The following is a 15498-nucleotide window of genomic DNA, read 5'->3' on the forward strand; positions in this document are numbered from 1 at the left end:
GAATGATCCGAAACATATTTAAGCTTATTATTTCATCAATAGAACTGGTTTTTCTTTTGATCTGCCTTTCTAATGTCTGGGTTTTTGGTTTGACAAACGGAAGAACGTACAATAAAATTTCAAAAATTCCGCCAAGAGAAATAGCTTTGGTTTTAGGAACTTCGCCGAGGATGAGATCTGGTGTTTCCAACCCTTACTTTACAAAAAGGATGGATGCTACAGCATTGCTTTACCATCATGGAAAGATTAAAAAAATCATTGTAAGTGGTGAAAAAAGCAAAGGCTATGATGAACCGGCTGCCATGAAAAATTATCTGGTGTATCAGGAAGGTGTGCCTGAAGATATAATCATTGAAGATCCTAAAGGTTTCAATACCTACAAAAGTATTTTGCGCTGCAAAGACGTTTATAAAATGAAAAATGTGATTATCGTTTCGCAGGGTTTTCACAATCTTCGAGCGTTATTTTTTGCAAGAAATAATAATATGAATGCTTTAGGATTTGATGCCCAGGATGTCAATAAACCACAGAGTTTCTACAGAAATCAATCCAGAGAAATACTTGCCAGAGTGATTGCTGTAGTTTATTTTTTGCTGGGAATTTCTCCTGATTAAAAAGGATATCCGAACGCAATATTTAATGTAGGTTTTAGAGGTTGAAACTGGCTGAATCTCCATTTTTCTCCATCAGGTTTATTAGGATCATAAAGTTTATATGCCAAATCTACTCTCAACGTGATATAAGCGACATTTACTCTCAGCCCAAAACCACTTCCCACACCCATTTCACGAATGAATCTGTTAAATTTAAACTGATCACCAAAACCATTGTTTTCAGTATTCCAGACATTCCCAACATCCGTAAATATTGCGCCTTCATACATATCATTAAAAGGAATTCTATATTCTAAATTGGTTGTGAGCTTCACATTTCCCATCAAATAAGTTCTCACTCTTTCATCCACCTGAGAACCTCCGGGACCCAGACCTCCAAATGCAACCCAAGCACGAATATCATTAGATCCGCCATTAAAATATGATCTTACAAATGGCATTGAAGAAGAATTACCGTATGGAATTCCTAAACCGATAAATTGACGGAGAACTAACGTCTGATTTCCATTGAATTTAAAATATTTTCTTACATCAAAATCGAATTTCACAAACTGCGCATAAGGAATTCCGAAAATTGTACGTTCAGGGTTTCTCAAGACACCTCCGTCATCTTCTCTTTTCTGATTAAATAAACTCGGAATATTACCCGCAACTTCCATTTTACCGTTAAAATAAAATGCATTAGGATAATCTTTTTTTCCGATTTCGTTATAGATAAAATTATAAATGAAAGATGAGATGATTACATCCTGCGTCTGTCTGTCTTTGTTGATAAGTGTCCCCAAAAAAGCAACCAATCGATCAGCTCTGTCTTTATCGAGCGTTCCCACATAACTTGCATCCTGTATAATCTGCTCAGAAACCTGATCTCTGGTCAAAGCTCCGGAATTAAACTGTTGCTGTACCTGCGGATTAAAACTAAAATAATCTGCAAATATTTCTTTACGAATATTATCATCGTTGATAAAGAAATCATAGTAACTGTCTTTATTTTTAGTTAAACTGAAGAGTGTATTAAACAATGTTAATCTATGTGATGACTGATCATTGACGTTGGCAAAGTAATTTAATCCTGTATTAAAATTAACTCTTCCCAAACCGATATTATTCTGAATAGATGTACCCAATACTATTGAAGATGTTGGTGTATATCTTTTAGGAATCAATTTGTAATAATTAAAAGGCAGCAACAAACGCGGGAAACTCAAAGATGCCTGAGCAGAAATTTCGTAGGCCAAAATTCTTCTATCCAGATTTTTAGGATTTCGGATGGAACCAAATGTTCCGGAAAGACTTGTTGAAAGGTTTTCTGCACCCCTAAAAACATTCCTTGTGGTGAGATCTACAGACGGAGAAATTCCGAGATTCAGCAATTGAGAATAGTTAATATCTGTACCCACTTTCAGCTCATATTTTGGGAGAGGTTTTAATAGGTACAATACATCGATGATACTGTCATTAGGCTTTATTGCACCTCCTTGTCTTAAAGAATCTTTTGCTTTCAGAATACTGAAATTGTTCATTGCAATAAGGTTTCTTTTTGTTAAATCGAGTTTATTCTGATCATAGACAGATTTATTATCAATGATGATGGCTCTCCAGATAGAATTGGTTTTGTAATCGTCGTTCATCTTATGAAACCTAACTCTTCTTAGACTGTCTTTAACTGTTTTTCTGCCAAAATCACGCGGCTCATCAACGATTGCAACATCAATATTTCCTATAGTGGCCACTTTATAAGGAGAATCTGCAGAATCTTTGTGAATTTCTAGGGTCAGCGGAATATTTTTTCTATTCTTTAAAGAATCTGCAACAAAATAAACTTCGTCATTGGCATTATTGAATTTATAGTAACCATTTCTTCGCATGAGGTCGTTTATTCTGGTTACCTCTTTTTCAAGAACTGTTTGATCCAGAACTTTTCCAGATTTTACAAGAGTTTCATTGATGTTTTGCTGATATATACTTTTAATTCCGGCATCAGGAATGTTGTAATAATATTCTTTGATGTTTGTAGGGCTGTTATGAGTAATAAAATAGGTAACTGCAGCTTTCTTTGCAGTGGAATCTAGATCATGCTTAAACTTAACTTCAGAATCCCAGAAACCTCTGTAAGTCATTCTTTTTTCAATAGATTGTGCACTTTTCTCTGTCCTTGTCTGATCCAGAATTACAGGTGGCGTTCCCCAATTATGAAGAATTCTGTCCCACAATAAACTTTTCCCAACGCTCTCCGGCATATTGTATTTTACAAAGAGTGAATCCCTGAGTTTCTGATTTCTCATTTCACTCGGGTAGGTCATGTATTCGCTAAAGATTGTATCATATTTCGGATCTGCTGCATTGTGAAACCATAGACTGAGCGGCATGAAAAGAAATTGTTTTTTATTGGGCTTCTGCTGAACATAATTCTTCAGCTCATCATCAAAAAATTCTTTCTTATCTTCAAAATTAAAATTGTTTTTGGTGAGTAAAAATTCACCTTCCGGTACTTTCTTGGTTGTACTGCATGCATAGAGTACAACCACAACAGTTGCAAATGATAGAATTTTATAATATTTTTGAGGAGAATTCTTAAAATGCTTACAGCTCATACAATAAAAGTTTTACAATCTTTAGATAAAAAGAAGTTCAGGCAAAAATACAATTTGTTTTTGGTTGAAGGGAATAAAATCATTTCCGAACTTCCCAATTCTAAGTTTAAAATTAAAGAAATATTTTCTACGAATCCTGAAAATTTAGGTTTAAAGGAAACAAACATTCATCAAATCACTGAGAATGAACTTAAAAAAATAAGTTTTTTACAACATCCAAAAGATTCTGTTGCAGTTTGCGTTCTGAATGAACAACAAAAATATGATGATCAGAATATTCAATTGGTTTTAGATGGAATTCAGGATCCCGGAAATTTAGGAACAATTATTCGTTTGGCAGACTGGTTTGGGATTGAGCAGATTATTTGCAGTGATGATACGGTAGATTTTTACAATCCAAAAGTAATACAGGCAAGTATGGGTTCTTTCACAAGAGTGAATATTGCTTATTGCAATCTGTTTGAGTATTTATCTGAAACTGAAAATACAAATGTAGGAACAGATATGGATGGAGAAAATATCTATTCATTTGAAAAACCTAAAAAACTCAATTTAATTTTAGGAAACGAAGGTAACGGAATGCGTGACACAACAGAAAAATTGCTTCAAAAGAAAATTTCAATCCCGAGATTCGGAAAAATCAAATCTACAGAAAGCCTGAATGTCTCTATGGCAGCCGGAATCATTTTAGGACAACTTTTCAATGTGGGAGAGTGATAGAGTTTTAGAGTAGGAAAGTTTAGTGTATTTTAAAACTAAATTCCAATTCTAAAACTCTACAAACTCATATAAGTTGCTCCATGCTGGATACACTTTTTGTTTTCTGATAGGCCTCTAATTTTGTCCTTACAAATTTTAAAGCCATTGGAGCTACGTAAATTAATACCGCTCCTAAAATTTTCTTTTTCCAGTTTGAGCTGACCATGTTTTTCTTTGCATAATTCGCAACAAATGCAGTGATCGCAATTTTTACAACAGTATCAATAGCATCTCCTTTTAAGGCGCTTCCTGCAATTCCCATTGCTGTATTTCTACTAAAAAACAAATCTTTTACTTCTGAAGTCAGTTGTTTTGCAATAACATCTTTTCTGATAACCGTAGTTTCTTCGCCGTCTTCATCTATTTTTTCTTTTAAATATTGATCGCTCAGTCCGTTGGTAAAAGCACTTAAACTTTCTTTTGTATTTTTAAATGTCAATAAGCCTTCCAGATCCTGAACTTCATTTTGCAAAAGTTTTTTCTTTCTCCTCAGTTCTTCCAAACTGCTGTAATTTCTGCTCATATTTAGTGATTTAAAAATTCTATTACTTTGTTTGCGATAACATTTACAATGCTCTTTTTAAAGGTAATAACTAAAATTGTAACCAGCAAATAAAATGCTGCCACGATTAAAAAGCCGTACGAAGTATTATTGAGAGCCTTACCGATAAGAAATGCAACTCCAAAATTAAAAAGGATTATGAAAAAAGTAAAAGCTACTAATAATACAACCAGATAAGCAATAATTCCTGCCGAAAGTGAAGATTTTTCTGTCGCCTGAAGTTTTAACAGATCTATCCTCTTTGATGCGTATTCTTTTAAAGTTTCTATCATTGTTTATATTTAAAAGTTACAAAAAAAGGAACTTTAATTTGGTCAAAGTTCCTTTTATTATTTAAATTAAGGTCTATTTATCTCTTAAGATCGTTCAAACCAGTTTCTACATCCTTTACGATGTCTGTAGTTTTAGATACTATCTGATCTTTATATTTATCGTAACCATCTTTTACAGTGTGGGCTACGTTACTTGCTGTTTCTTTGAAAGTAGAAGAGATATTTCCATACTGATCTTTTACTTTTTCAGAAACTTCTCCGTATTTATTTTTAGCTTCTTCTTTTAAATCGTTAGCTTTTGTTTTAATCTTTTTTCTTGTTTCTTTACCTTCTTCAGGAGCATATAACATTCCTAAGATTACTCCGGCTGCAGCGCCTGCTAAAAGTCCTGCTAAAATACCTGCTGTATTGTTCTCTTTTCTAGACATTTTTTGTTTTTTAATAGTTAATAAATATTTATATCCTAAAGGTTACAATTTATGTACCAAATGGTAATTTTGTCCTATAAATATTATTAATTTTTTATATGTGACAATATGCTTTCTATTGTCTCCTTTTTGGTGAGAAGGGTATTATCAATCACAATTGCATCTTCGGCACGTTTTAATGGCGCAATCTCGCGCTCACTGTCAATTTTATCTCTTGCGATAAGGTTTTCCATTACCTTTTGTTCATCAGTATCTATTCCCAAGCTTAGTAATTCCTTATACCTTCTCCTGGTTCTTTCTTCGATACTCGCTGTCAGGAAAAATTTAAAATCTGCGTTTGGCAGTACAATTGTGCCAATATCTCTGCCATCCATGATGATGCCACCTTTTTCTGCCAAATTGCGTTGGGATTCAAGTAAAAAATCTCTTACTTCTTTTTGTTTGGCGATAAAACTTACATTGTTTGAAACTTCGTTGGAACGGATTTCTTTTGAAATGTTGATATGGTTTAGGAAAAGAACCAATTCACCATCGTCATTTATAAATTCAAGGTCGATTGAAGGAAAAGAATTAAAAAGCTGCCCTAAATTGATTGTTTGATCTTCATTCAGACAGTTTTGCAAAGCAAACCAGGTTATACCACGATAAAGTGCTCCTGTATCAAGATGCACGATTCCCAATATATCTGCAATAATTTTTGAGATAGAACTTTTTCCTGTAGATGAGAATCCGTCAATCGCTATCACTGGTTTTTTCATACTACAAATTTCAAAAATTTTTCTGAAAATCCAAGAAATTCTAAAGATTTAATCTTAAAATTTTAAGTTTTATGTATGAAATTATTCTCCTTGGCGACCGCTTAGATCTACAGATATACCGATTTGGTTCACATTTGAAGAATTATGATACCTTACATGTGCATAATCGATACGGAATCTTGAAACTTTAAGTCCGAAACCTGCAGAAAGCCCGGAGAAATTTCTCTGGTCTGCTACAGCTAATTCATTTCCGCGTCTTACATTATACCCCAATCTGAAGTTGAAACTTTTTTCAGGAAAAAGCTCTGCACCTAAAGAAAAGTGATCGGCGATTTTTCTGCCAACGTTTACTTCCTGTCCGTTTACATTTAATTCTGATGAAATATCAAATTCCTGCAGATCATGAGCTGTTATGGTAATCGCTAAAGGAAAAGCTTTTAAAATCTTGGTATATCCTAAATCTATTCTGAAAGGAAGGTTTTCTCTTTCGCCGTTGAATGATTTAAACTGATATCCGAAATTTCTTAAAACTACAGCAACAACTTCTTTACTTTGTTTTGGATGATAAGTAACACCTAAGGTTCCTGCCACCGCAGAAGAAGTGTAGGTGTCAATTTTTGAAGTGATAAAATTCAATCCTCCACCGATCGTCCAGTCTTCTTCAAACTGGTAAGCATACCCACCACCGATTGCAACATCTGAAGCGGAAAATTCTCCCATTTCAAAACCACTGTCATCCGTTCTCGGGATGTTTCCGTAGCTCATGTAACGTGCATTTACGGTTACCATGTGACCATTATCAAGATCTTTTGCAAAAGCTATGGTTCCATATTTTGAATCTGCAAGATATGCGGTTGCGTTCACAGAAAGTTGCTTGTCAGATTCCTTATTCAACAAAGATGGATTGGCAATAGCAAACGAAACGTCATGATCTCTCATTGTAATTGCGTCGCCCCCTAAAGCAGCCTGTCTTGCAGAAACCGGAATGTTCAGAAACGGATATACGTTTGTTCCAGTTTGTGCAAATGAAACAATTCCCGAAAGAAATAGTGAAAAAATTAGAACTTTCTTCAAATCAGTAATTAATTAATGCAAAAATAATCCTTTTTCGTACTTATCAAAATATTTACTTCATTATTTACTATTAAATATTTTTCTTTTTTCAATATTTTTAATGATTATATTTGCAAAGTTAATTTCTGAGGAAATTAATTCTCAAAAACTATTATAAATTTAAAGATGAAATATAAAAGAATCCTTCTAAAACTGAGTGGTGAGGCATTGATGGGGAACAGACAGTACGGTATCGATCCTGAAAGACTGATGGAGTATGCTGAAGAAATTAAAAAGGTAGTAGACTTAGGTTGCGAAATTGCTATCGTCATTGGAGGAGGAAATATTTTCCGTGGTGTTGCCGGAGCTGCAGCAGGAATGGACAGAGTGCAGGGAGATTATATGGGAATGCTTGCAACCGTAATCAACGGGATGGCATTACAAGGCGCTTTGGAAGATGCAGGAATCAAAACAAGACTGCAATCTGCTATAGAAATGAATAAAGTAGCCGAACCTTTCATCAAAAGAAGAGCGGTGAGACATCTTGAAAAGGGTAGAGTAGTGATCTTCGGTGCAGGAACCGGTAATCCTTATTTCACAACAGATACTGCAGCAACTTTGCGAGCTATCGAAATTGGAGCTGACGTTATTTTAAAAGGAACAAGAGTAGACGGAATCTACGACAGCGATCCTGAGAAAAATGAAAATGCAGTAAAATACAATTCATTATCTTTTGATGAAGTTTTTGAGAAAAATCTTAAAGTGATGGATATGACTGCTTTTACTCTAAGCCACGAAAATAAATTGCCAATCATCGTTTTTGACATGAACAAAGATGGTAATCTGGTGAAAATTGTAGAAGGAGAATCTGTAGGAACTTTAGTAAATATCTAGAAAGTAAAAAGATAAAAGGCATTGAAATTGCTGATTGCCAATTACCTATTACTTTAACATGTGTAACTTATCAAATTTTTATTATATAATGGAAGAATTAGATCTTATTGTAGAATCTGTAAAACATGATATGGAAGCAGCTATCAAGCACTTGGATCATGCATTTCAAAGAATCAGAGCAGGACGTGCGTCTACAAATATGGTTCAGGATGTGATGGTAGAATATTATGGTGCTCCGACTCCTCTTAATCAGGTTGCCAATGTATCTGTACCTGATGCAATGACAATCTCTATTCAACCTTGGGACAGAACTGCGATTGGAGCGATAGAAAAAGCAATTATCAATTCAAATTTAGGTTTTGCACCTTCTAATAATGGTGAAAATATTATTCTTAATGTTCCGCCTTTAACTGAAGAAAGAAGGAGAGAATTGGCTAAGCAGGCTAAAGGAGAAACTGAAGACACGAAAATTGTTGTAAGAAACGCCAGACAAAACGGTATTAAAGAACTGAAAAAACTGGAAGGTGTTTCCGAAGATGCAATAAAAGGTGTTGAAGAAGAAATTCAGGTACTTACTGACAAGCATGTAAAATTGTGTGATGATCATCTTAAAACAAAAGAAGCTGAAATTATGAAAGTATAATTTTCAGTTTAAAATAATAATAAAAAAAGTGGCTTTGAAATATTTTCGAAGCCACTTTTTTGTCTTAAAGACAAGTGATATTATTTCTTCTGCCTTTATGTTTCAGAAGCGATGCGTAAGTCTTATGCACTTCTTCTACTGAACAGTTTTTACTTTCTGAATTTGGGATATTTTCAGGATTCGGATTCTTTGCAGAACTTGATTTTAAAGTAAATTTCTTTTCTAAACATTTAATAATTTTGTTGTTAGAAAAATACATTCTTTGCTGCGTTACTTCATCTTTCGTTTCAGGTTTTTCGGGAGTGCCGCCATCGAAATTCCAAACGGTATCATCTTTAAATATAAAAAATGGCTGGTTTTTATCAATAAAATAGTTTTGTAAAGAAGAATAATGACTGTCTGCAGTGAAATGCTTGATGACTTTCAAAGTTCCGTTTTCAGAATAATAAACTACTTTTCCTGATCTTTCCTCGCATTCGTATTCAAAACTCGTAGAATCTAATTTCTTTGCCAATAATTTTGAATTTAAGATATTGTATTCCCTTTTTATTCCTTCAACTGTGCTTAAATCATTTTGCAAATCTGGAGAATCATTCGGTTTTAATTGTACACTATCTGTTGTATTAGAACCTTGAAGAGTTTTTTGTTCGTTTTCTTTTTTACAGGATAAAATAATAAGCAGACAGAAAATTGTAAGAAAATTTTTCATTTTAATAAAGTTTGATAACTTATCAAACAATAATTGTGCAACTCAGTTTTTAACTTAAAATTTTGCCTCAAATCCCGATTTCAAAGCCTTTTTTTCAGGTTCTGTCAAACTTCTTTTATTTATTTCTTCCCATATTTTCACAGCCTGATCAAAAGATTCAATACCTACTATTCTTACATTTGCGGCCCAAAGTACAATTGCAAAATCTTTTTTATCATAGAGTATGTTACCGAAACGGATAGAAGGAGCATCACGGTATTTTTCTTCGATCATTTTCGTGAAATCTAGTTTGCCATTAATGCTTTCTTTTTTAACGTAAGCTTCTTTATCCAGTTGTTGAGCAAAACTAAAAATGCTTAACAATAAAGCTGAAATGAGCAGTGCTTTTTTCATGATATATCTATTTACAGTTTTCATTATAGTCTAAAATTACTTCATCAATAATCTGAGGAACATTTGACATTACATCGTCAATTTGACTTTTAATCAATTTACCCAAACCTGATCTCTTTTTCTCATCATTTTTTAGTGAGGCGTAAGAGCCACTTGCTATTTTATCTTTTACGTAAGGACAATCTGCGACAATGATTTTTGATTCTTTTAAAGTCAGTTCTTTAAGTTTGCTTCCTTTTTTTGTAAAAATATAAGATGGGTTTTTTCTCATTCTTTCGGTTTCCTGATCAGCCTTGTCAATTTGGCTTTGTCCGGCAGAAAATGTGGTTGGGTAACCATATAATTTATATACTTTTATTTTACCATCTGTTACCACTTCTGCAAACTGATTGCTTTTGGTAAGGTTATTAAACGCTTTGATATTGCCGCTTAATCCACCGGTTGCTGTATTAAAACCTTCTTTGGTATTGGTGTATTTTACCACTTCAAAATGCCGTTCATTATCGCTGTCATCATAGGCAACATATTCTTTTACGTCGTCAGAATCCATTGTTTTAAACTTTTGCCTCTTTTTTTTAGATTTGTCAATATCTGATGTAGCAACAAATTTTACTTTTTTCTGATTGACCCACGGATTCATATCATCTCCTGCCAATCTTACAATTCCTTCAGTTTTCTTTCCGTTTTTATCGATTATATAACCGTATTTTTCATTGGCTTTTAATTCGTAATCTGTATTTTCTTCCTGTGCGTAAACGCTCGAAGTGATCAAACTGAATAAGCCAAACAATAAAACTTTTTTCATTAGAATTTTATTTAAATTAATTTTTATAAATATGAGATTTTTTTTTGAAAGTTTGATGTTTTATCATGTACTGATTTAATTCTCAGAAGTATTTCGTTTAATCGTTAAATTATTTCATCAGTTTTAAAACAAAAAATCCGAAGATAAACTCCGGATTTTTTTTACTGATATCTTTTATGTTCTTTATCTTTTATAAAAAGTTTAGTAATTGGTTTAAAGAATACTTTATATTTTTCAGAATCGAATAATTGAGAATCTGTCAATGCTTTATAGGTCATCAAAACTCCGAAAGGAAATAAAATCATGTTGGGGAGCCAGGCTGCCAGATAAGGACTCATCTTTCCTGACCATGCAACGTTTTCAAAACCGACATTGATGACATAAAATATAATAAAAATAACGATTGCAACAATCACAGGAACACCCATTCCACCTTTTCTAATAATAGATCCCAAACTTGCACCAATCATAAAGAAGATAATACACGTAAATGAATACGTAATCATTCTCTGCTGATAAATCACCACTTTATTGAAATATTTGATACTGGGATTAAGTTCCTGGTTTTTACTATCGAGTGTAGTTTTCAAATTATCCAATCTGCTGTGAGCATTGTAAATCATTTCAAGCTTTTTATCAATCTTGATGGTATCTAATTTATACTGAGCTTTTACAGGAGCTTTTGATTTATTTTTATCCATGTAACTAACGACGGAACTGGTTTGAGATAAAACTTCATTTCCAATATTGGTGGTTAATTTTATATTATCTTTTTTTGTTCTATCGATGTCTGTAAACAATTCATTAAAATTCTGAAAGCGGTAATCTTCAGTGATTTTTTCTTGTTCGATGGCTTTATTAATGATTTCACTAATATCGAAATGGGTAACAAGTGTGTCGAATTTTATAGCTTGATCTGGTTGTTTTAATCTTACATTTTCAGATTTTCCCGCATAACTGTCTTCAAAAATATAACCGTTATAAAGGATAAGCTGTTGATAATTTTTATTCTTAGCCAACGCAAATCTTCCTTTTTGCGCTGTTATTGTTTGTTGGTTTTCGAGGGTGCTTGCTTTTTTATGAATAAAAACTCCTTCCAGATCACGGCCTTCTTCACCTTCAATCTTATCAAATTTTACCATATATCCAGGTAATTGATCAATAAATTGTCCGGGCGTAAAATTCAGAGCAGGTTTTGTCTGTGCAATATTGAAAAGCATATTTTTTGCCTTCCTCTGAAAATCAGGAATAATGTTACTCGAAAAGAAATAGAGGAGAATTGCCATTACGGAAACGACTCCCAAAAGTGGGATCATGACTCTCGTTAAAGAAATACCGGCAGCTTTCATGGCAGCTAATTCATAGCGTTCCCCAAATTCCCCGAAAGACATAATACTTGCTAAAAGTATCGTCAAAGGTAAAACCATACTCACCACATTCACTCCCAAATAAAAGAGAAGCTTCATGATCTGCATTGTAGTAAGACCTTTTCCCATAAACTGCCCAAGCTGAATCCAGACAATGTTTACAATAAAAATGAAAAACAATACACTGAATATAAAAAAGAACGGACCAAAAAAGGTCTTAATGATATATCGGTCTAATATTTTAAACATTTGCCAAAATTAATGAAAAAGCCACAAAGTTTCCTTTGTGACTTTAAATTTTAATATATATTTAGAATTATAATTCTGTAACCAAATAATTTTTGAATTTATTCTTATCAAATACAAACATATTGGGGTCTAGTTGCTGGTTTTCTTTATATTCTTTTATCGAAATCACCGCAATATCTTTGTTGTTTCCGTGTTGCTCTAGTTTTAACATCTGCTTTTTTGCACCATCAATATAAATATAGATAGATTTTAATCCGTTTGCTTTCACAGGAGTTAATGTGATGAAATCTGCGCTCACACCTTCAATAGTTTTTTTACCACTGTATGTAACGTTGTAATCATTTCTGTATGACGTCAGATAATTGATAGGAGAGAACATAGTAGAACTTCCGTTTGGCTTTGCTACAGTTACTTCCTTATCTTCAGTATTGATATTATAAATCTTACTGCCATCGAAAATCTGTTCGGTTTCCATGATTTTCAGCTTGTATTTATCTCCTGCTGTGTAATAAATTCCGGGTTCATTTTTGCTAACTGTACCGTTTACACCAGTTCCAAAAGCAAATTTAAAATAAGAGTTCTTTTTAGATTTGTAATTAGCAGTTACATCATCTAAAATTTTCTTCGCTTTGGCGTCAATTTTTTGAGCCTGAACGAAAGAAATACTTCCTATTACAAAACTTCCGAAAACTATTTTTGAAATTATTTTTTTCATGTTTTTATTTCTAACATTTCTACTACTTAGACACTTTCAATGATCAAAAGTTAAAATTTAAAGTGTACCTGATTTTTAACTTCGTAAATCTTCCAAAAATTGTTCCAAAGAATGAAGATCACTGATCAGAACTTCTCTTGCCTTTGCTCCGTTAAATCCGCCAACGATACCGCTTGCTTCAAGCTGATCCATAATTCTTCCGGCTCTGTTATATCCCAATTTCAACTGTCTCTGAAGCATTGAAGTAGAACCTTGCTGAGTCGAAACGATTATTCTGGCAGCATCATCAAATAAAGCATCTTTTTCATTGGGATCAAAAGCTCCTACTGTACTTGTTGCCTCTTCATTCACATATTCAGGAAGCATAAATGCAGAAGCATATCCTTTTTGTTCGCCAATAAATTCTGCAAGTCTTTCAACTTCGGGCGTATCAATGAATGCACATTGCAGTCTCAAAATTTCGTTCCCATTAAAATACAACATATCTCCTTTTCCAATCAACTGATCCGCCCCCGGAGAATCCAGGATTGTTCTGGAATCGACACTTGAAATTACTCTGAATGCTGCTCTTGCAGGGAAATTGGCCTTAATCATACCCGTAATTACGTTTACAGAAGGTCTTTGTGTTGCAACAATCAGGTGAATTCCCACCGCTCTTGCCAATTGTGCCAATCTTGCGATAGGAAGCTCAACTTCTTTTCCTGCAGTCATAATCAAATCTGCAAATTCGTCGACTACTAAAACGATGTAAGGCAAATAACGGTGTCCGTTATCAGGATTTAATTTTCTTTCACTGAATTTTTTATTATATTCCTTTAAATTTTTACAGAAAGCATTTTTCAGCAAATCATAACGTTGATCCATCTCTACACAAAGAGAGTTTAAAGTGTTGATCACCTTATGAGTATCGGTGATAATTGCATCATCAGAATCCGGAAGTTTAGCCAGATAATGTCTCTCGATTTTTGAGTATAACGAAAGTTCTACTTTTTTAGGATCAACCATCACAAATTTCAATTCGCTCGGATGCTTCTTGTAGAGTAGGGAAGTTAAGATGGCATTGATACCAACCGATTTTCCCTGACCAGTAGAACCAGCCATCAAAAGGTGAGGCATTTTTGATAAATCTGCCATGAAGACTTCATTAGAAATCGTTTTCCCAAATACAACAGGAAGATCCATATCGGTAGTCTGGAATTTCTGTGAAGCAATTACCGAACGCATTGATACCATGGTAGGATTTTTTCTCGGAACTTCTATTCCTATTGTTCCTTTTCCCGGCATTGGCGCAATAATTCTGATTCCTAAAGCAGAAAGGTTCAAAGCAATATCATCCTGCAGCTTTTTGATTGCAGAAACCCTGATTCCTGCTTCCGGTACGATTTCATACAAAGTAACTGTCGGTCCGATGGTCGCTTTGATCTCAGCAATTCCAACGTTGAAGTTCTTCAGTAATCCAACAATCTTATTTTTATTTTCTTCTAACTCTTCTTTATTAACTGAAATTTCTTCATTTCCATAATCTTTCAGCAAATCTAAGGTAGGCATCTGGAATTTTGCCAGATCCAAACGGTGATCATACAGACCATGCTTTTCGACCAAATCATTTGACTGCATTTCAGAATCCGTTAGAATCTCTACAGCCGGAGCTACTTCTACATTAAATTTAATTCCGTCAGTTGACGTTGATGCAGGCTTTAGATCGAATGCATCTTCAGGTTTTGCAACAGGAATTACAGGTTTTTTATTTAAATCTAGATTCAAAGATTGAGAAAAATCCTTTTTTTCATCAAATGAAGTCTGATTAGGCGTTACAATAGTTTCCAAATTTAATGAAGTCTGGTTTTCATTGGAAACTTTTACAGATTTTACTGTTTCTTTAATGTTTTCAGAAAGATCAGTTACTGTAACATTTGAAGCAGGATCCTTAACTTCTTTTTCCAGTTCTTCATCAGCTTCAAAATTTTCACTGGAATTTGGCATCATCGATTTTACTCTGCCAATTGTATTTTCATTGATCTCCTCAAATTTTGCTTTGATCGAACTTGGTCTTAGATTAAATTCCAGAATAAAATACAACGCAATACTTACGACCAAAACTAACCAAAGACCCACACTTCCGATGATTGCGTTCAAAGAATCCATAATTTGGTAACCGTAAACTCCGCTTAAAACTCCGGCTTTTCCCTGACCTTTAGTAATAGCTCCAAAAAGAACAGGAAGCCAACAGATAAAGAATAGAGAATGCCCAAAAGTCATCCAGGGTTTAAAGATTTTTTTCTTCAGAATCATCGTCCCAAAAACCAGAAAAAGAAATGCTACAATGAATGATGCAACACCAATGCTTTCAAATATAAAAATATTGCCCAGCCAGTCACCCAGTTTTCCGAAAATATTAGAAGACTGTATGCTTTTATCTAGCATGGTTCCTGCCTGGCTCTGGTCTGATTTCCAATTCATTAAATATGAAATGAAAGATAAAGCCAGAACCCCGGAAAAAACGATGAACGTCAATCCGAAGAATATGCGTGGTTTTGATAAAAGATTGCCTTTTTCAGGCGAATTGGTTTGTGGTTTTTGTGTTTTCTTTTCCATAATGTCAATCTCGGCAAATTTAGTGTTTTTTTGATATTGTGGCTTTTTTTTTTCATCAAAACAGAGTCTTTACTTCTACACTGATTCA

General features: G+C 33.8%; 16 protein-coding genes. 4 read left to right on the plus strand and 12 right to left on the minus strand.

The window, feature by feature from the left end:
• Positions 1-2: 2 nt before the first annotated feature.
• Positions 3-614 carry a SanA/YdcF family protein gene (locus ACZZ9T_RS12085; RefSeq protein WP_463442295.1) on the plus strand — a complete coding sequence of 204 codons (612 nt, stop codon included), beginning with the start codon at positions 3-5 and terminating at the stop codon, positions 612-614.
• On the opposite strand, the gene tamL is transcribed toward ACZZ9T_RS12085, so the two are convergent.
• The gene (gene tamL / locus ACZZ9T_RS12090) at positions 611-3208 is read right to left on the minus strand and encodes a translocation and assembly module lipoprotein TamL (protein ID WP_463442296.1); all 2598 of its coding nucleotides are present in this window, start codon (positions 3206-3208) and stop codon (positions 611-613) included. The two genes, ACZZ9T_RS12085 and tamL, sit on opposite strands and share 4 nt — an antisense overlap.
• Between tamL and ACZZ9T_RS12095 the strand changes: the two genes are divergently transcribed.
• The gene (locus tag ACZZ9T_RS12095; RefSeq protein ID WP_463442297.1) at positions 3194-3925 is read left to right on the plus strand and encodes a TrmH family RNA methyltransferase; all 732 of its coding nucleotides are present in this window, start codon (positions 3194-3196) and stop codon (positions 3923-3925) included. The genes tamL and ACZZ9T_RS12095 overlap by 15 nt on opposite strands.
• Positions 3926-3992: 67 nt before the next feature.
• Here the strand turns inward: ACZZ9T_RS12095 and ACZZ9T_RS12100 are convergent, their stop codons facing one another.
• The 5 genes from ACZZ9T_RS12100 to porQ all read right to left on the minus strand — a co-directional run bounded on the left by ACZZ9T_RS12100 (position 3993) and on the right by porQ (position 7061).
• Positions 3993-4490 (minus strand): phosphoribosyl-ATP pyrophosphatase, encoded by a 498-nt coding sequence (locus tag ACZZ9T_RS12100; protein WP_463442298.1) that lies wholly within the window; start codon positions 4488-4490, stop codon positions 3993-3995.
• Positions 4491-4492: 2 nt separating this feature from the next.
• Positions 4493-4801 (minus strand): phage holin family protein, encoded by a 309-nt coding sequence (locus tag ACZZ9T_RS12105; RefSeq protein ID WP_463432464.1) that lies wholly within the window; start codon positions 4799-4801, stop codon positions 4493-4495.
• A 77-nt stretch (positions 4802-4878) separates the two neighbouring features.
• Complete coding sequence (locus ACZZ9T_RS12110) at positions 4879-5229, minus strand: YtxH domain-containing protein (protein ID WP_463432465.1); 351 nt, start codon at positions 5227-5229, stop codon at positions 4879-4881.
• Between the two features lie 86 nt (positions 5230-5315).
• Positions 5316-5987 carry a (d)CMP kinase gene (gene cmk, locus ACZZ9T_RS12115; RefSeq protein ID WP_463442299.1) on the minus strand — a complete coding sequence of 224 codons (672 nt, stop codon included), beginning with the start codon at positions 5985-5987 and terminating at the stop codon, positions 5316-5318.
• Positions 5988-6068: 81 nt separating this feature from the next.
• On the minus strand, positions 6069-7061 hold the full coding sequence (gene porQ, locus ACZZ9T_RS12120; protein WP_463432469.1) for a type IX secretion system protein PorQ: 993 nt from the start codon (positions 7059-7061) through the stop codon (positions 6069-6071).
• Positions 7062-7226: 165 nt separating this feature from the next.
• Between porQ and pyrH the strand changes: the two genes are divergently transcribed.
• Both pyrH and frr read left to right on the plus strand, forming a co-directional pair.
• Positions 7227-7934 carry a UMP kinase gene (gene pyrH / locus ACZZ9T_RS12125; RefSeq protein ID WP_463432471.1) on the plus strand — a complete coding sequence of 236 codons (708 nt, stop codon included), beginning with the start codon at positions 7227-7229 and terminating at the stop codon, positions 7932-7934.
• Positions 7935-8022: 88 nt separating this feature from the next.
• On the plus strand, positions 8023-8577 hold the full coding sequence (frr, locus tag ACZZ9T_RS12130) for a ribosome recycling factor (RefSeq protein ID WP_463432473.1): 555 nt from the start codon (positions 8023-8025) through the stop codon (positions 8575-8577).
• 64 nt (positions 8578-8641) lie between these two features.
• Here frr and ACZZ9T_RS12135 read toward each other — a convergent pair whose 3' ends face one another.
• The 6 genes from ACZZ9T_RS12135 to ACZZ9T_RS12160 form a co-directional block, all read right to left on the minus strand.
• The gene (locus ACZZ9T_RS12135) at positions 8642-9286 is read right to left on the minus strand and encodes a hypothetical protein (protein ID WP_463442300.1); all 645 of its coding nucleotides are present in this window, start codon (positions 9284-9286) and stop codon (positions 8642-8644) included.
• Positions 9287-9340: 54 nt separating this feature from the next.
• Complete coding sequence (locus ACZZ9T_RS12140) at positions 9341-9679, minus strand: hypothetical protein (RefSeq protein ID WP_463442301.1); 339 nt, start codon at positions 9677-9679, stop codon at positions 9341-9343.
• Positions 9680-9686: 7 nt separating this feature from the next.
• Entirely contained in the window at positions 9687-10484 is a 798-nt protein-coding gene (locus ACZZ9T_RS12145; RefSeq protein WP_463442302.1) for a hypothetical protein, read from the minus strand.
• A 161-nt stretch (positions 10485-10645) separates the two neighbouring features.
• Positions 10646-12100, minus strand: coding sequence for an LptF/LptG family permease (locus tag ACZZ9T_RS12150; RefSeq protein ID WP_463442303.1), 1455 nt, complete (start codon positions 12098-12100; stop codon positions 10646-10648).
• Between the two features lie 67 nt (positions 12101-12167).
• Positions 12168-12815 carry an outer membrane lipoprotein periplasmic chaperone LolA1 gene (lolA1, locus tag ACZZ9T_RS12155; protein ID WP_463442304.1) on the minus strand — a complete coding sequence of 216 codons (648 nt, stop codon included), beginning with the start codon at positions 12813-12815 and terminating at the stop codon, positions 12168-12170.
• Between the two features lie 75 nt (positions 12816-12890).
• On the minus strand, positions 12891-15410 hold the full coding sequence (locus ACZZ9T_RS12160) for an FtsK/SpoIIIE family DNA translocase (protein ID WP_463442305.1): 2520 nt from the start codon (positions 15408-15410) through the stop codon (positions 12891-12893).
• Positions 15411-15498: the final 88 nt, after the last annotated feature.

This window comes from Chryseobacterium sp. AC417 (genome assembly GCF_979258215.1).